At 68.7% G+C, this 22,242-nt stretch carries 19 protein-coding genes; 9 read left to right on the top strand and 10 right to left on the bottom strand.

Annotation, left to right across the window (positions count from 1 at the left end):
* Window positions 1–23 precede the first annotated feature (23 nt).
* Window positions 24–809: a nucleoside triphosphate pyrophosphohydrolase gene (gene mazG, locus LRG07_RS07555; protein ID WP_201167694.1), complete on the bottom strand. Its 786-nt coding sequence runs from the start codon at window positions 807–809 to the stop codon at window positions 24–26.
* 98 nt (window positions 810–907) lie between these two features.
* On the opposite strand from mazG, the gene LRG07_RS07550 reads away from it, so the two are divergent.
* Window positions 908–1,540: a TetR/AcrR family transcriptional regulator gene (locus tag LRG07_RS07550; RefSeq protein ID WP_238635269.1), complete on the top strand. Its 633-nt coding sequence runs from the start codon at window positions 908–910 to the stop codon at window positions 1,538–1,540.
* A 35-nt stretch (window positions 1,541–1,575) separates the two neighbouring features.
* Here the strand turns inward: LRG07_RS07550 and LRG07_RS07545 are convergent, their stop codons facing one another.
* Window positions 1,576–2,202: a glutathione S-transferase N-terminal domain-containing protein gene (locus LRG07_RS07545; RefSeq protein WP_238642081.1), complete on the bottom strand. Its 627-nt coding sequence runs from the start codon at window positions 2,200–2,202 to the stop codon at window positions 1,576–1,578.
* A 107-nt stretch (window positions 2,203–2,309) separates the two neighbouring features.
* On the opposite strand from LRG07_RS07545, the gene ispG reads away from it, so the two are divergent.
* Entirely contained in the window at window positions 2,310–3,551 is a 1,242-nt protein-coding gene (gene ispG, locus LRG07_RS07540; protein WP_238642080.1) for a flavodoxin-dependent (E)-4-hydroxy-3-methylbut-2-enyl-diphosphate synthase, read from the top strand.
* Window positions 3,552–3,587: 36 nt separating this feature from the next.
* Here ispG and LRG07_RS07535 read toward each other — a convergent pair whose 3' ends face one another.
* From LRG07_RS07535 to LRG07_RS07520, 4 genes are all read right to left on the bottom strand, one after another.
* A complete protein-coding gene (locus tag LRG07_RS07535) occupies window positions 3,588–4,118 on the bottom strand; it encodes an Rrf2 family transcriptional regulator (protein WP_201167705.1) in 531 nt (176 codons plus the stop codon).
* Window positions 4,119–4,213: 95 nt separating this feature from the next.
* Window positions 4,214–5,029 carry a bifunctional hydroxymethylpyrimidine kinase/phosphomethylpyrimidine kinase gene (gene thiD / locus LRG07_RS07530; RefSeq protein ID WP_201167708.1) on the bottom strand — a complete coding sequence of 272 codons (816 nt, stop codon included), beginning with the start codon at window positions 5,027–5,029 and terminating at the stop codon, window positions 4,214–4,216.
* A gap of 2 nt (window positions 5,030–5,031) precedes the next feature.
* Complete coding sequence (locus LRG07_RS07525; protein ID WP_201167711.1) at window positions 5,032–6,627, bottom strand: AMP-binding protein; 1,596 nt, start codon at window positions 6,625–6,627, stop codon at window positions 5,032–5,034.
* A 32-nt stretch (window positions 6,628–6,659) separates the two neighbouring features.
* Window positions 6,660–7,577 (bottom strand): MBL fold metallo-hydrolase, encoded by a 918-nt coding sequence (locus tag LRG07_RS07520; protein WP_238642079.1) that lies wholly within the window; start codon window positions 7,575–7,577, stop codon window positions 6,660–6,662.
* A 65-nt stretch (window positions 7,578–7,642) separates the two neighbouring features.
* Here LRG07_RS07520 and LRG07_RS07515 point away from each other — a divergent pair, with 65 nt between their 5' ends.
* On the top strand, window positions 7,643–8,803 hold the full coding sequence (locus LRG07_RS07515) for a PQQ-dependent sugar dehydrogenase (protein ID WP_201167721.1): 1,161 nt from the start codon (window positions 7,643–7,645) through the stop codon (window positions 8,801–8,803).
* A gap of 8 nt (window positions 8,804–8,811) precedes the next feature.
* Entirely contained in the window at window positions 8,812–10,743 is a 1,932-nt protein-coding gene (locus LRG07_RS07510; protein ID WP_238632882.1) for an ATP-binding cassette domain-containing protein, read from the top strand.
* A gap of 31 nt (window positions 10,744–10,774) precedes the next feature.
* Here LRG07_RS07510 and LRG07_RS07505 read toward each other — a convergent pair whose 3' ends face one another.
* From LRG07_RS07505 to LRG07_RS07495, 3 genes are read right to left on the bottom strand one after another with little or no spacing between them, the layout of a single operon-like run.
* Window positions 10,775–11,101 carry a hypothetical protein gene (locus tag LRG07_RS07505; RefSeq protein WP_201167725.1) on the bottom strand — a complete coding sequence of 109 codons (327 nt, stop codon included), beginning with the start codon at window positions 11,099–11,101 and terminating at the stop codon, window positions 10,775–10,777.
* Window positions 11,102–11,112: 11 nt separating this feature from the next.
* Entirely contained in the window at window positions 11,113–12,315 is a 1,203-nt protein-coding gene (locus LRG07_RS07500; RefSeq protein ID WP_238642078.1) for an iron-containing alcohol dehydrogenase, read from the bottom strand.
* A gap of 11 nt (window positions 12,316–12,326) precedes the next feature.
* Window positions 12,327–13,082 carry a c-type cytochrome domain-containing protein gene (locus LRG07_RS07495; RefSeq protein WP_201167729.1) on the bottom strand — a complete coding sequence of 252 codons (756 nt, stop codon included), beginning with the start codon at window positions 13,080–13,082 and terminating at the stop codon, window positions 12,327–12,329.
* Window positions 13,083–13,376: 294 nt separating this feature from the next.
* Between LRG07_RS07495 and LRG07_RS07490 the strand changes: the two genes are divergently transcribed.
* From LRG07_RS07490 to LRG07_RS07470, 5 genes are read left to right on the top strand one after another with little or no spacing between them, the layout of a single operon-like run.
* Window positions 13,377–15,566: a hypothetical protein gene (locus LRG07_RS07490; protein WP_238642077.1), complete on the top strand. Its 2,190-nt coding sequence runs from the start codon at window positions 13,377–13,379 to the stop codon at window positions 15,564–15,566.
* Between the two features lie 31 nt (window positions 15,567–15,597).
* Window positions 15,598–15,939 carry a molecular chaperone DnaJ gene (locus LRG07_RS07485; RefSeq protein ID WP_201167733.1) on the top strand — a complete coding sequence of 114 codons (342 nt, stop codon included), beginning with the start codon at window positions 15,598–15,600 and terminating at the stop codon, window positions 15,937–15,939.
* Window positions 15,939–16,592 (top strand): nucleotide exchange factor GrpE, encoded by a 654-nt coding sequence (locus LRG07_RS07480; protein ID WP_238642076.1) that lies wholly within the window; start codon window positions 15,939–15,941, stop codon window positions 16,590–16,592. The genes LRG07_RS07485 and LRG07_RS07480 overlap by 1 nt, the downstream gene beginning before the upstream one ends.
* Window positions 16,592–18,331: an Hsp70 family protein gene (locus LRG07_RS07475; RefSeq protein ID WP_238632890.1), complete on the top strand. Its 1,740-nt coding sequence runs from the start codon at window positions 16,592–16,594 to the stop codon at window positions 18,329–18,331. Before LRG07_RS07480 ends, LRG07_RS07475 begins: the two co-directional genes overlap by 1 nt.
* Entirely contained in the window at window positions 18,331–18,588 is a 258-nt protein-coding gene (locus LRG07_RS07470) for a hypothetical protein (RefSeq protein ID WP_238632892.1), read from the top strand. The genes LRG07_RS07475 and LRG07_RS07470 overlap by 1 nt, the downstream gene beginning before the upstream one ends.
* Before the next feature lie 21 nt (window positions 18,589–18,609).
* Here the strand turns inward: LRG07_RS07470 and LRG07_RS07465 are convergent, their stop codons facing one another.
* The gene (locus LRG07_RS07465) at window positions 18,610–22,179 is read right to left on the bottom strand and encodes a S41 family peptidase (RefSeq protein WP_238642075.1); all 3,570 of its coding nucleotides are present in this window, start codon (window positions 22,177–22,179) and stop codon (window positions 18,610–18,612) included.
* Window positions 22,180–22,242 lie beyond the last annotated feature (63 nt).

The raw sequence follows: 22,242 nt of genomic DNA, 5'->3' as shown, positions 1-22,242 counted from the left end.
CCCTGGATCTGCCGCCGACCCGGTCACGTTCCCCCTTCCCTCCCCTTCGTCCTCTGCCAAGCCGCCTCCAGGGCATCGATCGACTGCGCCCCGAGGGTTTCACCACGCGCGGCGAACTCCGCCTCCACGCCACGAAAGCGCGCCTCGAAACGCTGACCGGCGCGACGCAGGGCCGTTTCCGGATCGACGTCGAGATGGCGCGCCAAATTGACTACGGCAAAAAGCAGATCGCCGACCTCGGCCTCGCGACGCTCGGGGCTCCCGTCCACCTCGGCCTCCGCTTCGGCCAGCTCTTCACGGATCTTCGCAGCCGCGCCCCGGTAGTCCGGCCAGTCGAACCCCACCCGCGCCGCCCGGCGCTGGAGCTTGGTGGCCCGAGCCAAGGCCGGCAGTGCCGTCGCCACCCCATCGAGGGCGCTGTCGCCTTCGCCCCGATGCTCACGTTCCTGCTCCTTGATCGCCTCCCAATGATGGGTCACGGATTCCGGTTCAGCCACCCGCGCAGCCCCAAAGACATGCGGATGCCGGCGGATGAGCTTCGCCTCGAGCGTCTCGGCCACCGACTCCAGGTCGAAGTGCCCGCCTTCCTCGCCCATGCGCGCGTGGAAGACGACCTGCAGCAGCAGGTCACCGAGTTCATCCCGCAGCGCATCCATGTCACCGCGCTCGATCGCATCGAAGACCTCGTAAGCTTCCTCGACGGTATGCGGCGCGATAGAGTGGAAATCCTGCTCCACGTCCCAGGGACACCCGCGCTCGGGGTCCCGCAGGCGCTCCATGATCTGCAGCAGGCGGTCGACGGCTTGCACGGGGGCACCTCCTCACTTCCACGTTTCCCGGCAGATTTGACAGGGTTAAACCGGCCAACTTAATTTGAGCAGGTTAACCAGCCAATTGCGGGATGGCCATGGAGAAGACCAGACCCGGTTTGACCCAGGGGGTGGGGCCGGCCACGGAGCGCGGCGAGCGCACGCGCCGCAACCTGCTCGCCGCCGCCGAGGTGGAGTTCGGCGAGAAGGGCTTTCACAACGCATCGATCAGCAGCATCACCCAGCGCGCCGGGGTGGCCCAGGGGACGTTCTACCTCTACTACCGCTCCAAGGAGGAGATCTTCCGCGCGCTGGTCGAGCACATGAACCGCACCATGCGCCGCTATCTCAGCGAAGCCATCGAGGGCGCGGCAAACCGTGCCGAAGCTGAGCGCATCGGCCTGGAGGCGTTCCTACGCTTTTGCCGCGAGCACGAAAACCTTTACCGGATCGTGATGGAGTCGCAGTTCGTCGATCCGGAAGCGCATCGGTGGTACTTCCAGACCCTGGCAGGAGGCTACGCCGAGCGCCTCGAGGCAGCACAGGCCCGCGGCGAAGTCCGCCGCGGGGATCCCTACACCCAGGCACTGGCGCTGATCGGGATCGCATTCTTCATGGGCAAACGCCACCTGATCTGGAGCGAGGACGGCACCCCCGAGAGCGATGTCCTGGCAGCAGCCACGGAGATCATCCAGCACGGGATCACCCCGGACCCGGGTAAACAACCTTAGCGCGGCCCACCCGGGCCGCGCCCCGGGGCCCCAGCCTACTGCTGCCTAAGCACCGCCATCCCCCGCTCCACCGCAGGGCGCTCGCCGATCTCATCCGACCAGCGCAGCGCGTTGGGGAAGTCGCCCATGCGCTGCCCCAGGCGCTCGGCCACCTGAACCCACGGATAGGTCGCCATGTCGGCGATGCTGTAGGCCACCCCACCCAGGTAGGGCACCTCGCCCAACCGACGGTCCAGAACCCCGAGCAAGCGCTCCGTTTCCTGGGTGTAGCGCTCGATGCCGTAATCCACCCGCTCCGGCGCCTGGTTGCGGAAGTGGCCCGCCTGACCGAACATCGGTCCGACGCCACCCATCTGGAACATCAGCCACTCGATCACGCGCATCCGCGCGGCCGGATCCGTCGGCAGAAACTGCCCGCTCTTCTCCGCCAGATAGATGAGGATCGCCCCGGACTCGAACACGGAGAACGGCTGCCCGCCGGGCCCCTCGCTATCGACGATCGCCGGTATGCGGCCGTTCGGGCTGATGCGCTGGAACTGCTCGGCAAACTGCTCGCCCTTGCCGATATCCACACCGTGGACCCGGTACGCGAGCCCCATCTCCTCGAGGGCGATGTGCACTTTCTGTCCGTTGGGGGTTGGCCAGCTGTAGAGTTCGATCATGGTGCCTCCCAGGTTCGTGTCGCCACGGCGGGGACACCGCGGCCTTTCGGCATCGTAAAAGACGAATGTTTTCCGGGTCGACGACGGATTGGGCTACAATACCGGCCATGGATGCAGAAACCCGTCCCCTGGAAGCCGAGCCGGCGCCCCGGCGCCGCAGTCGAACCGTCCGCATCGGTGACCTGAGCATCGGTGGCGATGGACCGATCGTGGTCCAGTCGATGACCGACACCGACACCGCTGACGAGGTGAGCACCGCGGTCCAGGCCGCCGATCTGGCCCGGGCCGGATCGGAGCTCGTGCGGGTCACCATCAACAACGAGGAGGCCGCCGCGGCCGTGCCGCGCATCCGCGAGCGCCTCGCCCGTGTGGGGGCCGAGGTACCGCTTGTCGGCGACTTCCACTTCAACGGGCACAAGCTGTTGCGCCGCCACCCGGAGTGCGCTGAGGCCCTTGCCAAGATGCGCATCAACCCCGGCAACGTCGGCAAAGGGAGCCGACGCGACCCGCAGTTCGCCGAGATGATCGAGATCGCCTGCACCTACGACCTGCCTGTGCGGATCGGCGTCAACTGGGGAAGCCTCGACGACAGCGTCCTCACCCGGCTGATGGACGCCAATGCGGCGCGAACGGAGCCGCTGCCGCCGGAGACCGTCATGCGCGATGCGGTGGTCACCTCGGCGGTGGAGAGCGCGCAACGCGCCGAGGAGCTGGGCCTGCCCGGTGATCGCATCGTGCTCTCCTGCAAGATGAGCGGCGTCCAGGATCTGGTGGCGGTCTACCGCGACCTCGCCCGGCGCTGCGATTACCCCCTCCACCTGGGCCTGACCGAGGCCGGCATGGGGGTGCCCGGCGTAGTCGCCTCCTCGGCGGCCCTGGCCATCCTGCTCCAAGAGGGGATCGGCGACACCATCCGCGTCTCGCTCACGCCGGATCCCGGAGGCGCCCGAACCCGCGAGGTCGAGGTAGCGCAGCAGGTGTTGCAGAGCATGGGGCTGCGCGATTTCACGCCGCGGGTCACGGCCTGCCCCGGCTGCGGCCGCACATCCAGCGACTTCTTCCAGCGTCTCGCCGAGCACATCCGCAGCCATATCGATGCCCGCATGCCGGAGTGGCGCGAACGCTACCCCGGTGTCGAGGGGCTGCGCATCGCGGTGATGGGTTGCGTGGTCAATGGCCCCGGCGAGAGCCGCCACGCCGATATCGGCATCAGCCTGCCGGGCGCCGGCGAGCAGCCCTCGGCCCCAGTCTTCATCGACGGCGAGCGCTCCGTGACCCTCAAAGGGGAGCGCATCGCCGAAGAGTTCGAGCAGATCGTCGAATCCTACGTCGAGCAGCGTTTCGGCTGACCGCCCCGGGGGACCCCCCCCCCGGCGGAGGCGGTCCTACCGCGCCCGTCGGGAACGTCCCGCCCGATGACCGGCATGCTTCGGGCCCCGCTCGGTGAGCACGCCGCACACCTCGCACCGCCACGGACCGGTTCGATACTGCCGCGCAAGCCACTCCCGCGCCGCCGGACGCTCCACCAGATCGGCCACGGTGAGCCGCTCCATGAAGTGGGCAATATCCGCCATCAGCCGGCTCCAGACCGCACCCTCAAGCGCGCTGCGGTAGTGGGTTCCGGCCTCGCGCCGCTCCACCGCCGCGATGATCTCCGCCACCGTCACCTCAGTCGCCGGACGGGCCAGCCGGTACCCGCCCCCCGGCCCGGGGATGCCCTCGATGATCCCGTGTGGCCGCAGATCGGCGAAGATCTGATCCACGTAGGAGGTGGAGATATTCTGACAGACCGAGATCTCGGCCAGCGGGACCGGGCCGATCTCGTCGTGGAGCGCGATGTGCAGCACTGCGCCAACGGCGTAGCGACCACGGGCGGTAACCTGCACCAGGGTGTTCGGATCGGCGTTCGCGTACATGGCACAGCCCTCACGGTTTTGAGCGATTCTATTGTGGACCAGTCTAGTCCATTTTTCGTTCTGTGCCAATTTGCCGCATCACGCCACCCCCTCAATCAATAAGGGGGCACATTGAAGGCGTGGTTCACCGGCCCCGCCCCGGATCCAAGGCCGCGGGCCGTGCGCAGGGCTTCCTGGAGGTAGTCCCGGGCGCGGGCGACGGCATCGGCCATAGGCAGCTCCCGGGCGACCCCGGCAGCGATGGCGCTCGCCAGGGTGCACCCGGTGCCATGGTTGGAGGTCGTGTCGATCCGTCGGCTACGAAAGCACATCTCGCCGTCCGGCGTAGCCAGGCAATCGATAACCTCTTCACCGGCCGCATGCCCGCCCTTGACCAGGACCGCTCCGGGGCCGAAACCGCGCAGGGCTCGGGCCGCCTCCCGCAGGCCGGCCTCGGTGCCCGGCACGGATCGGCCGAGTAGTACCTCCGCCTCGGGCAGATTGGGGGTGAGGAGGGTTGCCCGTGGCAGCAGCACATCGCCGAGCCGCTCGGCGGCCGCTTCGGCCAGGAGTCGATCGCCACTCTGGGCGACCATCACCGGGTCCACCACCAGCGGCACGCCGGGCGCCAGGGCGTCGAGTTCGGCGGCCACCGCATCGATGACCGCAGTGTCGTGGAGCATGCCCGTTTTCACGCAGTCGGCACCGATGTCGGCGAGGACCGAGCGCATCTGAGCAGCCACAAAACCGGGCGGGATCGTGTGCACATCCTGGACACCCCGGGTGTTCTGCGCCGTCAGCGCGGTAATCGCCGTGCTGCAGTAGCCGCCGAGCGCCATCACCGCCTTCAGGTCCGCCTGAATGCCGGCCCCGCCCCCGGAGTCGGAACCCGCCACCACCAGCACCCGCGCGTTACCGAATCGATCCGTCATGCCTACTCCTCTCCCGATGACGCCCCTGCCTCCCCGGCAAGCTGCTCGCGGACGCGGTTGCGGTCCACCTTGCCGGCGCCGGTCAGCGGCAGATCCTCGTAAAAGCGAATCAACCGCGGCACCTTGTACCGTGCCAGCTCCCGCTCGGCAAACTGTAGGATCTGCGCCGCATCGACATCGGCACCCTCGCGTGCGACCACCGCAACCGCCGGCACCGCACCCCAGCGCGGGTCGGGCACGCCCACCACCGCCGCCTTGCGAACACCGGCGTGGCGCAGCAGGACCTGCTCCACCTCCTCCGGGGCGATGTTCTCGCCGCCGCTGATAAACATGTTGTCCGCGCGGCCGACCAGGCGCACATAGCCCTCAGCATCCTCGTGAGCCAGGTCACCGCTGTAGACCCAGCCGTCCGCGAGCAGCGCCCCGGCACTGCGCTCGGGCTCGTCGAGGTAGCCGTCAAAGTTGTGGGGGCTGCGCATCAGCAGCACGCCGACCTCACCCCGGCGCACCGGCTCTAGCCGTTCGGGATCGACGATGCGGTAGTCCGTGTGAAACATCGAGGTGCCCACCGAGTCGTGGTGCTCGCGCAGTTCATCGATGCCCTGATCATCACCGACATAGAGGAAGTTCGACGGACCCGCCTCGGTCATCCCGTAGGACTGACTGACACGGATCCCCCGCTGCCAGAACGGCTGCATGGTCCAGGAGGAACAGGGCGCACCGGCAGTCGTGATCTGCTCCAGCGTGCTCATATCCACCCCGGCGAAGCGCGGATGCTCGGCCATTAACTGCAGCATGGCCTCAACTGCACCGAAATGGGTGATCCCCTCCACCTCGATCAGCTCCAGGGCCTGCCCGGCGTCGAAGCTGCGCGGCATGACGGTGTAGCCGCCGGCGTAGAACACCGGAGTTAGGGTGTTCCAGCCACCGATATGGAACAACGGAAAGGTCAGCAGCTCCTGCTGAGGCCCGAGCGATCCGCCACTGCTGACCAGAATGTCCACGGCGTTCCAGACCATCTGCCGATGGGAAACCACGCAGATCTTGGGCGTGGCCGTGGTTCCACCGGTGTGCACGTAGAGACACGGGTCCGAGAGGGCCAGCGGACGGTTCTGACCGGTGCGCGGATCCTCGCCCGCATCCACGGCCTCGAACCACCGGCCGCGCCCATCGGCCAGCTCGACACGCTGGGCGCCGGCGGGCAAATCCAGGTCCGCGGCCAGCTCGGCGAAGGCCTCATCGTAGAACAGGGCGCGCGGCGCAACCCGCCGGACCAGGTCGTTGAGCTCAGGTTGCGCCAGGCGGTAAGACAGCGGCGCCAGGATCACACCGGTCTTGCCACAGGCAAGATAGAGATCGACCGCCTCGAGCCGATTGCGCGACAGAAGGCAGACCGGTTCGCGGGGGCCGATCCCCAGGGTCTCGGTCAACAGGGCCGCAGCACGCTCGGCCCGCTGATCGGCCTGGCGATAGGTGATGCAACGCTCGCTGTCCGGCTCGTAGAGCGCCATCCGCTCCGGGGTCAGCGCAGCGCGCCGCCCGGCCCAATTGCCCACCCACTCCATGGGCAGATCATCGTAGCTAGACCCCGCTGCCATGCAGCCTCCTCGTCGTATCGGGATGCAGGACGTCAGCCCTGCTTCTGCTTCCAGTAGCGCCGCAGCCCCAGTGCGGACATCCAGGCCGGATTGATCGCCTGATGCCCGGCCCAGTCCGCCGGATCCAGCCCCTGCTCCAGCGCCCACGCCTCTAGCCAGGCGGTGTAACGGGCCTGCAGATCGGCGACATCGTTCGCCTCGGCCACCGTTTCGTCCGCCCAGCGCGTCAGGTCGCGCAGGCCACGGCGCAGGGCCGCCAGATGCTCCGGCGGATCCAGGAACAGGCCAAAATGGGTCAGCGCCAGGTACTCCGGTTGTTGCGCAGCGATGTGCGCCAAGCTCTGCCGCCACCGCTGCGGGTCGAACTCCGGTGGCGGCGCGGGCGGGATGACCACCCCTGAGTGGGGCATGCGCACGCCGCCCACGTCACCGGTGAAGCAGACATCGTCGAGCTGGAAGGCCAGGTGGTGCTCGGCATGCCCCGGCGTGTCCAGGGCGACCACGCCGACTCCGCCCACGGCGACCTCGTCACCGTCATCGAGTGTGGTGATCTGCTCCTCGGGCACCGGCAGGCACTCCCCCCAGAGCCGATCCATGTCGTCTCCATAGATCCGCGAGGCGCTATCGAGCAGACGGCCGGGGTCGATCAGATGGGGGGCACCCCGCGGGTGCACGTACACATGGGCGCCCTGACGGGCCAGCCAACCGGCGGCACCGGCGTGGTCGAGGTGAATATGGGTGAGCAGCAGGTGGGTGATATCCGTCGGCGCCAGGCCCCGCCGCCGAAGCTCGAACTCCAAGCCGCCGATCGTGCTGCCGGGGCCGCTCTCGATCAGCATCGCCCCGCCTTGATGACGGATCAGGAAACTGGCAATGCGCCCGGCCTTGCCCTGGAAGTGGAGATCGATCACCTCCATCGGAACGCCGGTTCGCGAGCGTATGCTGTCCACGACGGACCTCCTCTGCTTGAATGGTAAGGGCCGTATAAGGTCTACGCTAGCATGGAGCAGGCGCCATGGTCCGAGTCACGCCGCGTATCGCCACCCTGACCGGGTTCTCGCTGATCGGCGGGGCCGCCCTGGCCGAAGAGGTCATCGAGGCTCATCACGATACGGAGTATCACGGTGTGCGCATCGTGCAAGTCGCCACCGATTTGGAACACCCCTGGGGACTGGCTTTCCTGCCCGAAGGTGGCATGCTGGTCACCGAACGGCCGGGTCGCATCAATCGGGTCGAAGACGGCCGGGTGGAGCGCTTGTCCGGCGGGCCCGACCGCATCCACGCGCGCAACCAGGGCGGGATGCTGGATATCACCCTGCATCCGGACTTCACCGACAACCGCTGGGTGTACTTCACGTACGCGCGGGGGGATGCCAACGAAACCACCGTGGCCCTGGCCAGGGCGCGCCTCGATGACGGCGCGCCGCGGCTGACCGACCTCGAGGAGATCTTCGTGGCCGATGCCGCCGCCACCCCGGGCCGCCACTACGGGTCGCGGATCGACTTCAAGCCGGACGGCACCCTGCTGATGACCGTCGGCGATCGCGGCGACGACGAGCACGACCCGGATACCCACCGGGCGCAGGACACCGGCGACCACGTTGGTACCACCCTGCGCCTCAACGACGACGGCTCGGTCCCCGGGGACAATCCGTTCGTGGCCGACGACCAGGTGCGCGACGAAATCTACTCCTACGGCCATCGCAACGCCCAGGGCCAGTTCATCCACCCCGAGACCGGCGCGATCTGGCAGACTGAGCACGGCCCGCGAGGCGGCGACGAACTCAACCGGGTCCAGGCGGGGTACAACTACGGCTGGCCGATCATCTCCCACGGCCGCGACTACGCCACCCAGGAGCAGATCGGCATCGGGCGCCACGCCGAGGGCATGGAATCCCCCATCCGTGACTGGACACCGGCGATCGCCCCTTCAGGGCTGGATCACTACAGCGGCCAGGCGTTCCCGCGCTGGGAGGGAGATTTCCTGGCCGGCGCCTTGGTGCGTCCGGCGATACGCCGCGTGGTCATCGAGGACGAAACGGTCGTCCACGAGGAAGAGATCCTGCGCGATACCGTGGGCCGGGTTCGCGCTGTTGAGGAAGGGCCCGGGGGCCATATCTACCTGCTGACCGACGAATCCGATGGCGGGATTTACCGCCTGGAGCCTGCCGACTGAGGGAGCCTGTGCCGCTACTCGAGCTACGCAACGTCCAACTCGCCCTGGGGCACCACCCCCCCTTGCTGGAAGACATCAACCTGACCGTCGAATCAGGCGAACGCGTCTGCCTGGTCGGACGCAACGGCGCCGGGAAATCTACCCTAATGCGCATTCTCACCGGCGCCGTCGAACCCGATGACGGCCAGGTCCTCTGCGACCCGGGCGTCCGGGTCGCGCAACTGGCCCAAGAGTTGCCCGAGGACACCAGCGGCACCGTCTATCAACACGTGGCCGCAGGCCTCGGCAAGCTGGGAGAGACCGTCGAGCGTTACCACCGGGTCGCCGAGGCCGTTGCCGCCGGCGACACTGATCGCCTCGACGAGATGCAGGCCTGCCAGGACGCGCTGGACGCCCAGGGCGGATGGGACCTGAAGCAGCGAGTCGAGGCCGTGATCTCCCGCCTGGACCTCGACCCCGAGGCAGCCATGGCGAACCTCTCCGGCGGCGTGCAGCGTCGCGTGCTGCTCGGCCGCGCACTGGTCACGGCCCCGGACCTGCTCCTGCTCGACGAGCCGACCAACCACCTGGACATCGAGGCCATCACCTGGCTTGAGGGGTTCCTCCGCGACTGGCCAGGGGCGCTGCTGTTCATCACCCACGACCGTGCCTTCCTGCAGAGCCTGGCCACGCGCATCGTGGAGATCGACCGCGGAGCACTGATCAGCTACCCGGGCGACTACCAGAACTACCTGCGCCGCCGCGAAGAGCGCCTCCACGCCGAGGAGCAGCAGCGCGCCGAATTCGACAAGCGCCTGGCCCAGGAGGAAGCCTGGATCCGACAGGGCATCAAGGCCCGGCGCACCCGCAACCAGGGACGAGTCCGGGAACTCCAGCGCATGCGCGCCGAACGGGCCGAGCGCCGTGAGCATCAGGGCAAGGCGCGCTTCAGCGTTCAAGAAGCGGAGCGCTCGGGCAAGATTGTCGCCGACGCCGAAGCAGTAGACTTTGCCTACAACGACGCCACCATCATCCGGGATCTGAACACCACCGTCCTGCGCGGCGACAAGGTGGGCCTCATCGGACCCAACGGCTGCGGCAAGACCACCCTCATTCGGCTGCTGCTCGGGGCACTGGAACCAACCCACGGGACCATCCGCCGCGGCACCCGGCTGGAGATCGCCTACTTCGACCAACAGCGCGCCGTGCTCGACGAGGACGCCAGTGTTCAGGACAACGTCGGCGGGGGGCGCGAGCACATCGAGATCAACGGCCAGTCCCGCCACGTGCTCAGCTACCTGCAGGACTTCCTGTTCCCGCCGCAGCGCGCCCGTCAGCCGGTGCGGGCACTCTCAGGCGGGGAGCGCAACCGCCTGTTGCTGGCCCGGCTGTTCAGCCAACCGGCCAACCTTTTGGTGCTCGACGAGCCAACCAACGATCTCGATGCCGAGACCCTGGAACTGCTCGAGGACCGACTGCTGGATTTCTCCGGGACGGTGCTGGTGGTCAGCCACGACCGCGCCTTCCTCGACGCGGTGGTCACGCAGAGCCTGGCCTATGAGGGCGATGGCCGCTTCCGCGAATACGCCGGCGGTTATACCGACTGGCAGCGACAGCGCCCCGGACCGGCCGCGCAACGCCGCTCCGAGCGCGGCGCCAAGGCATCGCCGGACAACGACGCCCCGGACACTGGCAGGCGAACGTCGGGAGGGCGCAGCTCAGGTGCGCCGAAGCGACTGACCCGGCGCGAGGAGCAGGAGCTGGCCGGCCTGCCGGAGCGTATCGAGGCCCTTGAACAGGAGCAGGCACAGCTGCACGAGCGGTTGGCCGATCCCGCACTTTACCAGAGCGACGATGGGCATCTTGCCTCGCTGCAGGAGCAGCTGGGGGAGCTTGAGTCGCGCCTGGAGGCCACCTACGAGCGCTGGCAGGAACTCGAGGCGCGCAACCAGTCCCAGTAATCGGCCGACCAGCGACGGACCACCTGGGGCGTCAGTCGGGCCGCTGGTACATCCCGCTGCCCCCCTCGGCTCCGGGGGCGCCACGCGTGTCCCCGGCCGGCGCTGTGATTTCCTCAACCTCCTCCGGCGAGACCTGCTCCACGTCACCCCAGGGTGGTGGCCCCTGCGGCCGACGCTCCATGACGTGTTCCAGGGCCACGGGCTGCAGCACCGTGCCACCATCGATGCGGAGCTCGTGGATCTGCGGAGGGTTCAGGGCGGTACCGAGGGCCGCCAAAGCCAGCGCGGCTGGCGCCAGGATCCAATGCGCCGGACAAGCGGGCCGATCTGCACCATTGAGATCTTCGTAAGCATGCATTTCTGAGGTACCTACAGGCTCTCTTCCAGAATGGACCGCCACTGCTCGGGGCTCAACGCAACCGCGTTGCGCCGGTTCGACCCCTTCTCGACCACGGCGTCCAGGTGGCGATGGTCGATACCGTAGCCGGCCAGCCCGGGAAGGCCGGCGTGCAACCGGGCCTGGTGACGCCAGTGGTCGAGGGCTTCGATCAGCTCGTCGGCCCGGGAACCGCCGCCAAGCTGGACCGAGACCGCAGCCATCCGCTGCTCCACCCGCTCCTGCGTCGCGCCACCTACGGCGCGGGCCTCGGCGAGCGTCTGACGCATCGCCGGCGACAGCACGTTGGCACATGCCACTCCGTGCGGGACCGGCGCCACCGCTCCAAGCGGCCCGATGAGCCCGTGCACGATGCCCAGGCCCGTATGGGTCAACGCCACACCCGAGACAGTGGCGGCCAGAGCCATGGCGTGGCGCTGAGCCTCCAGATCCGCGTCCCCATGGCGGCAGATCAGTTCCGGAAGCGCCGCACCTGCCTGCTCAAGCGCATACATCAGCCAACAATCCAGCAACGGCGAGGTCGTGGGCGCCAGGTAGCTCTCAAGCAACTGCGAGAAGGCGTCCATCCCCGCGCTGGCCACCACCGCCCGGGGCACTGAGGCCGTCAGTCGTGCGTCGAGGAGCACCCGGTCGGCTACGTACCCGGGGTGGCGCAGCGACTTCTTGTAGCCCCGCTCCAGACCGGGTTGACCGAGTACGGCGTTGTGGGTCACCTCACTGCCGGTGCCCATGGTGGTCGGCACGGCGATCCATGGGACGCGGCGCCCGGAAGGTGCGCGATCCCCGACCCCCTCTAGATAGGCCCGCGTCGGGCCCTGCTCGCAGGCCATCGCCGCCAGGGTTTTGCCGACATCTAGGACACTGCCCCCGCCGAGCGCCACAACCAGGTCGACACCCCCAGCAGGCAGGTGCTGACGCTGCTCATCCACCCACTCGGCGCTCGGCTCACCGCTGACGGTCACCGTCGCCAGGCTCCATCCCCGGGCCTCCAGTTCGCCGACCGCCTGCCGGGCCGCCGGCAGATGCGCGAGCGTAGCCCGCCCGGTGACCAGCACCAGGGTGCCGGGCCCGGGGCAGAGCTCTTCGGCCCAGGGTCGCAGCCACTCCACGGCCCCGGGGCAGTGGGCCATGCGCGGCAACTGGATCGGCTGGAGGATCGGCGGCGCCTCGCCCATACCCTCTTCCTCTAGTCCTTCTCGGCGCCCTGCTCGACCCAGCGGATGATCCGGTCCTTGTCGCGCTCGGAGAGGCTGCCGCCAAGCGGCATCTGCACATCGGCCGTGCCGTCGATGCGCTTGACCAGCTCACTCTCGCCGGGCTCGCCGGGCACCACGATCGGGCCGTTCTTGCTCCCGTCCATGAGCGCTTCGTACGAGGTCAGATCCAGGTCCCAGATGGCGTTCCCGGGAGCATGACAGGAGACACAGGCATCCCGCATGATCCGGTCGATCTGCGCGTAGGAAACCCGGGCATCCGGGTCTTCATCCACCTCCTCGTCCGCGGCCGGACTGGCCGAACCGTGGACCAGCTCACCGCCGTAGTAGCCGAGTACGACCACCACCAGGAACGACGCCAGGTAGCTGGCCAGCACCGCCGGCGAGCGGTAGGTCAGCCTGGCCGGAAGAATAGCCGCGATTCCCAGCAGCACGGCGAGCACGATGCCGAACGAGACCTTGATCTTGAAGGTGGTCGTCCAGTTGCCCCCGTAGTAGTAGAGCCAGTCCATGAAGCCGAGCAGGATGGTCGGGAAGACCATGATGAAGCCCAGCGTCACGCAGTGACGCGCCGTGATCGCGTACTTCTCGTACCGCGGTGACCGCGCTACAAGCGCGAAGACCAGCGCTGCCACCACCAACCCGATGGTGACGTGGACCGCGATCGGGTGCACCGGATGGGTATACCCGAGGCCCGCCAGGAAGTTATAGAAGAAATCGACGCTCATGCCTCACCTTGTATTGATCGTGCGCTGCCCAGCCTGCGGTGCATCGGCCCGGAGCCGCCCTGCCCGCTCAGTAGCGGACCGGGACCGGAAGGCATCGCGCAACAACTTATCAGTCAGCACTCTTTTTGACCATCATCAATGCTCTTTTTCGTCACCCAAAACCATCCTGGCGGCACCGCCCCTGCGCCGTCCACGCCGTGCAAGGATGAGCGCAGCTGCCTGCACGCGTATCATGCTCCCCACGGGCCCGCGACGTCGGGTGCCCGCCACCGGAGCGGCAAGCAAGGGGTCGACGTGTCCGAGCAACTGTCCTCGCGGCAACAACAGCAGCCGCCGCTGCACACCGCGCACATGACGGTGGAGCCGTACGCGCGCCAGGCGCTCGCAGCTGGGCGCTACCGAGAGGCCATCAAGCACTACCGCACCCTGGCGCAGACCGAGCCAGAGAGCACCTGGGCCGAGGGCCTCGCCGCAGCCTACCGCGGGCGCGCCCTGGAACTCGCTGCCAAGGGCATGCCCCGCGAGGCATTGGCCATTTGGGAGAACCGCGAGTGGCGTTGCCCCGGCGCCCTGCCGGAACCGGAGCAGATCCGTCTACTGCTGGAACTCGACGAGGCCGAAGCCGCACAGGCTGCCTACATCCGCATGTGCGAGGCCGGAGCAACGGAGCCGCTGAGCCGGGCCCGCCCTCACCTCGCGGCTTGCTACCTCGCCGCCCCCGAGCGCCTGGCAGAGCTGGATCCCGAAGACCCCGTGCGCGCCGATGGCGATACGGCACTGGCAGCCCTGGCGGCTTACTGCACGGGTCAGGATGAGGTCGCCGCCCAGCATCTGCGGACGATCCCGTACCGCTCGCCCTACCGCGACTTCGTGACCGTGCTCAAGGCGCTCATGATCGAGCCGGAGCAGCAGCTGTCCGCCGAACGTCTGCTCGAGGGCGTCGATGACTCCTCACCCTTCGCTCCGTTGGCCGAGGCCGCACGGCTAGCCCGACTCCCCGACCCCGAGCTGCTGCCGGCACTGACCCGGGTCGACGAACCCCTACGCCGCTTCGCCACTGCGCTGCGTGGCTGGTCGACGCAGCGTTACGAGCTTTGGCGCGAGCTCTTCAGGCCCGAAGCACCGCAGCCAGACGCCGATCTACCCGCCGTCCTGGCGGACTGGCGAAGTGAGCTCGGCGAGCAGTGGTTCCGTCGGCAACGAATCCGCCTCGCCTTCCAGGAGGTGGCCGTCCATGGCCGCGCACTGGTGCTGCCCGAAGAGGCCGACGAGTTCGAGCAGGCGCTCCTGCAGGCCTGGTGCACCGAGTGTTTCCAGGCCGATGACTACACCGCTGTCCTGGCAGCCTGGCAGGCAGTAATCGCCGCGCTTCGCGCCGATGCCGAGCCGGTCCCCGGAGACCAGAACGCCTTGCGTATCGCCGCAATCCAGCGCCGCTTGGCCAGCGAGCTGGGTCTGCTCCACACCCCCCTCGCGGCCGAAGCCGAAAACGCCCTGGCCGAGAGCGTCACCCTGGATCCGGATCATCTCCCCGGCCATCGGCTGCTCATCCAGCGCCACCGCGACTGCGGCCGCATCGCCCAAGCCCGCCGATCGGTGGATCAGGCCCTGGCCCGCTGGCCCGAGGATCGCTCCCTGCTCCAGGAGGCACTGGAACTCGCGCTGCACGGTGAAGATTTCGAGGGGGCTGCGGACTTCGCCCGGCGAATCCTCGAACGCGACCCGATCAATCGCCGGGCCCGGACCGTGCTCCACGACGCCCTGCTGTCCCGCGCACGCTCCGCCTGCGCCGAGGGGAACCCGGAGGCTGCCCACACGGCCCTGGCCCAGGCGGAGACCTGGGCGGACTCGGCGGCGGCGCAGGCCCAGCTCGAACGGCTGCGTACCGTCGTCGACGCCACCCACGGCAGCGGCACCAAACCCCACCGTTGGCGTGCTCGGACCCTCACCGACGGCCGCACCCTCGGCCACGCCCTGGCGCTGGCCACCGAGGCCGAACTCGCCGGCCAGCCGGCCGCGACAGTGCTCGTGCAAAGCGGCCTGAACCCCCCGAAACGGATCGACCGGCAGCAGCTGCGGGATCTCTGCGAATGGATTCACGAAGTCGCCGCGGAGGCCAGTGGCATCCTCGACCGCGCCCTGGGGCCCTTCGCCCCGGCCCTGCGCCGAGCCGTCCGCATCCGGACCCTCGACCTGGACGATTACGCTGCGGTCTGCGAGGCGCTGCGTGCGGCGGGCCAGGAGGAGCTGCGCGGCCGCTTCGCCCGCGAGGCACTGCGCCACCGCCTGGAGGACCCGCTGTTCACCGTGCACAACCTAGAGGCACGATACGCGAACGAGGAAGCCGGCCGCCCCACCAGCCGGGAGCTCGACCAGCTCCGCCGGGCCTTCCGGCAGGCGCGCCGCAGTGATGACAAGCGTACGGCCCACCGGGCCGGGGTTCTGATCAAGCGGCTGATCCCCGACCCGGAGCACGGTGCCTGAACGACGCAGGCCCTTGACCCGAGCACCGTCTATGGATAAGACCCTGAACCCGATGCCAAGGCCCGATCTCGAACACGCGGACCCATACCTCTGTCTGGGCGTCGAGCGCGACGCCGATGACGCGGCCATCCACGCGGCGTATCTGGCCGCGGTCCGAGCCTGTCCGCCGGAGCGCGACGCCCGACGCTTCGAGGCCCTGCGCCAGGCGTACCAGGCCATCCGGACCGAGCGGCTGCGCCTGGCCCAGGAGCTGTTCGATACCCGGCCGGCTACGGCAATCGATCTCCTCGATCGGGCCGCGCCCACCGAGGCGCCGGGACGCCCCGATGAGGAGACCTTCCGTGCGGTACTGGGGCCAAGGGGCAAGCGGTGATGGACAGCAGTGAGCGCGAAGCCCTGGTCGATCGCTTCCGCGACTATCTCGAGCGCAGTGCGGAAGCACCGCAGCCGGAGCAGACGGCCCCGGCGCCGGACCTCCATACCCTGCTCACCGAGATGGCAGCGCTCAAGAACGACGTTCGCCTGGAGTCACGCCAGTACAAAACCGCACTGGATCAGCTCAGCGAGGACTGTGAGACACTGCGTCAGCAGAACCGGCAGCTGCAGGAACACCTGGAGCGGGAGCGCCGCCGCGCCGATCTGGCCCACGACGACGCCGAACACGCCCTCCTCCAGGAACTGATCGACCTGCGCGACCGTCTCGCCGCCGGGCACCGCCAAGTCACGAGCCACCGGCCCGGCTGGCTGGCCCGGCTCGGTGGGGCGCGGCGCTACCTGGGCCGCATGGCCCAGGGCATGGAGATGAACCTGCGCCACCTGGATGAGATCCTGGTGCGCCGCGGCGTACAGGTCCAGGAGACCGTGCGAAAGCCCTTCGACCCGCAAACCATGCACGCGGTCGACACCGCCACCGAGCCGGAAACCGATCACGGCGTGGTCCTGCGCGAGGTCCGCCAAGGCTTCCTGCGCGGCGACCGGGTCCTGCGGACCGCCGAGGTTATCGTCAACAAGAGGGACAGCACGTAGTGAATGACATCATCATCGGCATCGACCTAGGCACGACGAATTCCGAGGTTGCCGTGGCCCGCAATGGCCGCGTGCAGCTCATCGAGGTCGAGGATGCCTACCTGATGCCCTCCGCCGTCGGGCTCGACGAGCACGGCGCCCTGCTTGTCGGCCAGGCGGCCCGCAACCAGCTGGCCCTGCACCCGGAGCGGACCGTGCGCTCGATCAAGCGGCGCATGGGCGAAGACATCAAGATCCCGCTGGGGGATCGCAGCTACACGCCCCAGGAGATCTCCGCGGTGATCCTGGCCCGGCTCAAACAGGCGGCCGAGGTGCAACTGGGCGAACCGGTCCGCAAGGCCGTCATCACGGTGCCGGCTTACTTCTCCGACGCCCAGCGCCAGGCCACCCGCGACGCTGGCACGCTGGCCGGACTGGACGTGGTGCGCATCATCAACGAGCCTACCGCCGCAGCGCTCGCCTACGAAGGGGATCAGCCCGAACGGCGCCACATCCTTGTCTACGACCTGGGCGGCGGCACCTTCGACGTTTCCGTCGTGCGCATGGAGCAGGACGTGGTGGAGGTCCTCGCCAGCCACGGCAACAACCACCTCGGCGGCGACGATTTCGACGCCCTGATCGTCGATCAGCTGCGTGCCCACGTGAAGGACGACCACGGGGTCGACCCGGCCGACGATCCGCGCGCCATGGCTCGGCTCCGCCACGCCGCCGAAGCCGCCAAGATGGACCTCTCCGGTACGCCGATCGCCCGCATCGAGGAGGCCTACCTGCTGGAGGGCCGGCAGGGCCCGATCAACCTGTCGGTGGACCTAACCCGGGCCGATTACGAAGAGATGATCGAACCGCTGCTCGACGAGACCCTGGAGGCAGTGCGCATCGCCCTCGAGGACGCCGAACTGGCGGTGAACGACCTCGATGAGATCGTGCTTGTCGGCGGCACCACCCGCACCCCGCGGATCCAGCAGCGCCTGGAGGAGTTGCTCGGCGTTCAGCCGCGCGGAGAGATCGACCCGGATCTGTGCGTGGCGATGGGCGCGGCGATCCAAGGCGCGGTGATCGCCGGGGAGCAGGTGGCGAGCATGCTCGTCGACGTCACGCCGTACACGTTCGGCACCAGCGCCATCGCCGAACTCAACGGCGAGCGCTATCCCTACTGCTTCATCCCGGTGATCCGCAAGAACACACCCATCCCGGTCACCCGCAGCGAGGCCTTCTTCACCTCGTACGACGGGCAGGAGGCCATCGACGTCCGGGTCTTCCAGGGCGAGGACCCGGATGCGCTCAACAACACCCAGATCGGCTCGTTCCGCATCGAGGGACTCAGCGATGTGCCCGCCGGTAACGTGATCATCACCACCTTCTCCCTGGACGTAAATGGCATCCTCCACGTCTCCTCGGTCGAGAAACTCACCGGCAAGCGCAAGGAGATCACCATCGACAGCGCCACGGCCCGCTTTGAGCGCGAGGAGATGGGTGCGGCCCGCGAGCGGGTCCAGGACCTGATCGACAGCGACGCCGAGTCACCCGGCCGGCAGGCCGTGGCGGATTCGCCCGGGAACCGGACCGCGGAGTTGATCGAGCGGGCGGAACGACTCTTGGATCAGGCCAACCCCGAGGATCGCGAGGACCTTGTCGACGCCATCGAGCAGCTGCGCGACGCGCTCGAGCAGGAGGACGCGGCCGCCATCGAGCAGGCCCGCGAGGCCCTCTCCGACCTGGTGTTCTACCTGGAGTCCTAATGAACCGCTGCCCCAACTGCCGCGCCCGGACCGAGGAGCACACGGAGCACTGCCGGCGCTGCGGCATGGAGCTGGCCCTGCTGCGCCGCACCGAGCGGGCCGCCGAGCAGTGGCTGCAGGAGGCGGTCCGGCGGCTGGCCGCCGGCGAGCCGAGCGCGGCGGAGCAGGCGCTGCAGCGCGCCCGCACTCTGCAGCCCGATCCCCTGGCCGTGCAGCTGATCGGTTTCCTACGCTCCCGCGCTACCGGTTCCGACTGAGTCCACGGGCGTACGCCGGACTCACTCGCGGTCGCCGAGCCGCTCGAGCATGTCGTCCACAGCCGCCTTGAGCTGGCGATCACGCCCCGCCACCTCATCCTCCGGGCGCTGACGGACCCGGATCTCCGGCTCGGCGCCGTGGTGCTCCATATCGGTGCCGTCCGGCAGGTACCAGCCGCGGAAGGGGCGCCGCACCGTAGCGCCATCGATCAGGGTGTGCCGCCCCGTAGAGATCACGCCGCCGTAGGTCTGCTCACCGACCAGGGTCCCCCGCTCCAGGGTGTTGAAGGCGTGCGCCAGGATCTCGGCGTTGGAATAGCTCTTCTGATTGGCAACCATGTTGATCGGCAGCGTGTAGCGGGGGGCGTCCAGGCGGTCCTGCGGGTAGTGTCCGGTGCGCCCCGGATCGGCTCCTGCGGGCACGGTGTAGGCGTGCTCCGCCGCCATGATCGAGGTCAGGATCCGGTCCGTGGTGTGCCCACCACCGTTGTTGCGCACATCGATTACGAGCCCCTCTTTTCCGTCGGCCGCCGCGTACAGGCTCCCCTGAAAGGCCTCCAGGGAGGCCTGGTTCATGGCCTGGATGTGAATGTACCCGAGCCGGCCCTCGGAACGATCTTCGACGAGCCGGCGGCGCTCCTCCCGAAAGGCGTCGTAGCGCAGCTCCGCTAGCGCCGGATAGTCGACCGGGGTCACCAACGTGTGCAGCAGCCGACTGCCGTCACCGTCGGCCTCCGGGCGGCGGAAAGCGATGAGCAGCTCGTCACCGACCCGGCCGCGCAGGCGCTGGAGAAGGGTCTCGTCCGGATCCAGGTCCCGCCCGTCAATAGCCACGATGGTATCGCCGCGCTGCAGGGGCATGGGTCCGTGGGCGGCGGGCGCGTCGGGAATCACCGAACGCACCCGGTACCCCGCACGGCCATCGGCCAGGGCCACGCGCTCGTGGCGGATGCCCAACCGACCGGAGGGCTCGCGCAGCGCCGATCCGGGCCCCGGATTGCTCACGCCGGTATGCGAGGCAGCCAGTTCCCCCATCAGGCGGTTGGCGATGTCACTGAATTCGCTGGCCGTCCGCGCCCGGCGGATCAGCGCCTCGTAGTCGGCCACCAGCGCCCCCCAGTCCAGCCCCTTGAGGTCCGGCTGGTAGAAACCCTCCTCGATGACGCGCGCCGCCTCGCGAAATTTCTGGACGGCCTGGGCCTGGCGGTCGATGCGGATCCGGTCACTGATGTCGGGGCGCTGGTGCTCACCGCCGGAGAGCTGCACCACGCCGGCGCGCCCCCCGGCGACGTACACCACCCGGTCGCCGCGCAGGCTCAGGTGCTGGATATTGGCCACGGGCCCCAGGCGCCGGCGCTCGCTGCCGTCCCAATTCATGACCATCAGCCCCTCGCCGGCACTGTTGAAGACGTAGCGGTCGCCGGCGGGGGTCATCCGGTTCGCGTATTCGTTGCCCGCCGCGCGGCTCACCCGCTCGACCCGCCGCCACGCCCCCTGCAGATCAAACTCCGGCGGATCCTCGGCACCCGTGTCGTCCCGCGTAACATCCACGCTGCCGGCGGCCAGGACCGGCAGCGGCTCACGCTTCTGCTGCGCCTCGCGCCCGCGGCGATAGTAGCGATCGAGCTCCAGGCGGCTGTAACGCGCCAGATCCGGATCCAGGTAGACCCGGTAGAGGTCGTAGCTATCGCCGCTACGGTTTGATACGAACGTCAGCACGCGCCCGTCGGCGGACCAGCCCGGGTTGAGGTCGTTGCGGGGGTGGCGCGTGATATTGATTGGGTCCGCCGAGCCGTCGGCAGGGACGATGAAGATGTTGGCGCTGAAGTCCAGATCGTTCTGCGCGTAGGCGATGTACCGGCCGTCCGGCGACCAGCGCCAGTCAATGGTGGCATCCCAACCTTCGACCAGCGTGTGCGCTTCGTTCCCGTCGATGTCCTGGACAACGAGATCTCCACGGCCCCGGCGAAACGCGATCCGTGTCCCGTCCGGGGATGGCCGCGCATCGCGCTCGTTCGCCTCGGTCTCAACCAGCGGTCGCACGGTGAACTGCAGCGCGTCGTGCCAGCGCTCCGGATCCGCAGCCGGAGGCACCGGATCGGCCTCCAAGGCGGATAACGGCTCGGACTCCGGGGCCGGCTCCGGGTCGGGCTCCGGCGGCGAAACCGGGTCCGTGGGTCCGGGGTCGAGGCGCGGATCGCCCGGTTCCGGCGGCGGGTCCACCGGATCGGTGGGCGCGAACGGGTCGTCCGGATCAGACGCCGCACCGTTGCCGTTGCCCTCCTGCACCGGGGGCCGCTCCCCGGCCTCGGGGGACCGCTCCACGCCCGCGGATGCATCAGCCTCTGCCGGGCTCACCCAGCCCCGACGGACCTCGCCGCGGGTCAGGGCCACCCCAGCGGTGTAGATCGACTCGGAGTCCCCGCTATCCCGGGTGAAGTAAAGCCGCAACCCGTCCGGCGACCAACGCAGGTCTTGGTGACGGGCGTGGGTGTCCGGGGTGACGGGCCGCGTGGGGCTATGCTCGTCCATGTGCCGTATGTAGACCCGGCCGTAGGCAATGTACGCCATTACCTGGCCGTCGGGGCTCAGCGCCGCCTCACTGACCTGGCGCCCCACCGAACGCAGCTCGTAGCGGTCATGTCCCGGATCTCCAGCGCGCAGGGCGACCGGCTCCGGAGCGGGATCCGCCGCCTCGAGATCAAGGAGGTAGAGCCGGTCCCAGACCTGGAGCACCGCCCGGCCCGCCTCCGGGGCCACGTCGAACGCCTGCACGTCACGCTGATCGAAGTCGGTCAGGCGTTCGACACCGCCGGACTCACCCTCCAGGCCGATGCGGAAGAGATTCACCGTGTCGTCTTCCCGATCCGAGAGGAAGACCAGCGTCTGATCGTCCAGCCACTTTGCGCGCCCGTCATCCCCCTCGCTGCGCCGGGTCAGGGCAGCGAAGGCATCCTCGTCACGATCGTACAGCCATAGATCCCGGGCGTCCGGACCGCGGTAGTGCCGCCGACTCCAGCCGTGATAGGCCCCTCCCCGGGTAAACGCGACGTGGCGGCCATCCGGGGAGACGCTCGGTTCGGATCCGAAGGCGTCGTGCAGCCGCTGCGGCTCACCGCCATCTGGCACCACGCCATAGGGGCGCTGGTCGCGGTAAACGTCGGCCTCCAGCTGCCCCGAGAAGGTAATCAGCGGTTCGCCGTCGCGGTCCACACCAAACCCGGGGCTGCGCAGGAAGCGATCGCCGTGGGTAACCTGCTGCAGCCCGGTTCCGTCTGGTCGCATGCGCCAGAGATTGAGATAACCGTCACGCAAGGAGGCGAAGACCAGTTTCTGCCCGTCGGCGGACCAACTGGAATGGAGATCGTCGAGACGATGGCCGGTCAGCCGGGTCGCGGTCCCGCCGGTGGCGCTGACCCGCCACAGGTCGCCGCCCCAACTGAACACCAGTTGCTCGCCGTCGGGGCTGATCGATGGGAACCGCGGCAACTCGACGTCGGTCTCGGACTCGCCGGCCCCGGCCGCCAACGACAGGGCCAGCCCGAGAATCGCTGCGAGCCCGACAACCAGGGGTGGGATCAAGCTTCGCATGCCCTGACGCTACCATCCGCGGCGTCGCCCCACCACACCGCCCAAGCCACCCGCGGGGGCGCC

This window comes from Halorhodospira sp. 9622, assembly GCF_022228025.1.
GTDB lineage: Bacteria > Pseudomonadota > Gammaproteobacteria > Nitrococcales > Halorhodospiraceae > Halorhodospira > Halorhodospira halophila_A.
The sequence above is the reverse complement of the archived record's forward strand: the minus strand, read 5'-3'. Positions and strand labels throughout refer to the sequence as shown.

What these genes read in the sequence shown, in the direction of transcription:
- LRG07_RS07550 (WP_238635269.1), top strand. Translation starts at nt 908, where the DNA reads ATGGAGAAGACCAGACCCGGTTTGACCCAGGGGGTGGGGCCGGCCACG.
- LRG07_RS07545 (WP_238642081.1), bottom strand. Translation starts at nt 2,202, where the DNA reads ATGATCGAACTCTACAGCTGGCCAACCCCCAACGGACAGAAAGTGCAC.
- ispG (WP_238642080.1), top strand. Translation starts at nt 2,310, where the DNA reads ATGGATGCAGAAACCCGTCCCCTGGAAGCCGAGCCGGCGCCCCGGCGC.
- LRG07_RS07535 (WP_201167705.1), bottom strand. Translation starts at nt 4,118, where the DNA reads ATGTACGCGAACGCCGATCCGAACACCCTGGTGCAGGTTACCGCCCGT.
- thiD (WP_201167708.1), bottom strand. Translation starts at nt 5,029, where the DNA reads ATGACGGATCGATTCGGTAACGCGCGGGTGCTGGTGGTGGCGGGTTCC.
- LRG07_RS07525 (WP_201167711.1), bottom strand. Translation starts at nt 6,627, where the DNA reads ATGGCAGCGGGGTCTAGCTACGATGATCTGCCCATGGAGTGGGTGGGC.
- LRG07_RS07515 (WP_201167721.1), top strand. Translation starts at nt 7,643, where the DNA reads ATGGTCCGAGTCACGCCGCGTATCGCCACCCTGACCGGGTTCTCGCTG.
- LRG07_RS07505 (WP_201167725.1), bottom strand. Translation starts at nt 11,101, where the DNA reads ATGCATGCTTACGAAGATCTCAATGGTGCAGATCGGCCCGCTTGTCCG.
- LRG07_RS07500 (WP_238642078.1), bottom strand. Translation starts at nt 12,315, where the DNA reads ATGGGCGAGGCGCCGCCGATCCTCCAGCCGATCCAGTTGCCGCGCATG.
- LRG07_RS07495 (WP_201167729.1), bottom strand. Translation starts at nt 13,082, where the DNA reads ATGAGCGTCGATTTCTTCTATAACTTCCTGGCGGGCCTCGGGTATACC.
- LRG07_RS07485 (WP_201167733.1), top strand. Translation starts at nt 15,598, where the DNA reads ATGGATAAGACCCTGAACCCGATGCCAAGGCCCGATCTCGAACACGCG.
- LRG07_RS07480 (WP_238642076.1), top strand. Translation starts at nt 15,939, where the DNA reads ATGGACAGCAGTGAGCGCGAAGCCCTGGTCGATCGCTTCCGCGACTAT.
- LRG07_RS07470 (WP_238632892.1), top strand. Translation starts at nt 18,331, where the DNA reads ATGAACCGCTGCCCCAACTGCCGCGCCCGGACCGAGGAGCACACGGAG.
- LRG07_RS07465 (WP_238642075.1), bottom strand. Translation starts at nt 22,179, where the DNA reads ATGCGAAGCTTGATCCCACCCCTGGTTGTCGGGCTCGCAGCGATTCTC.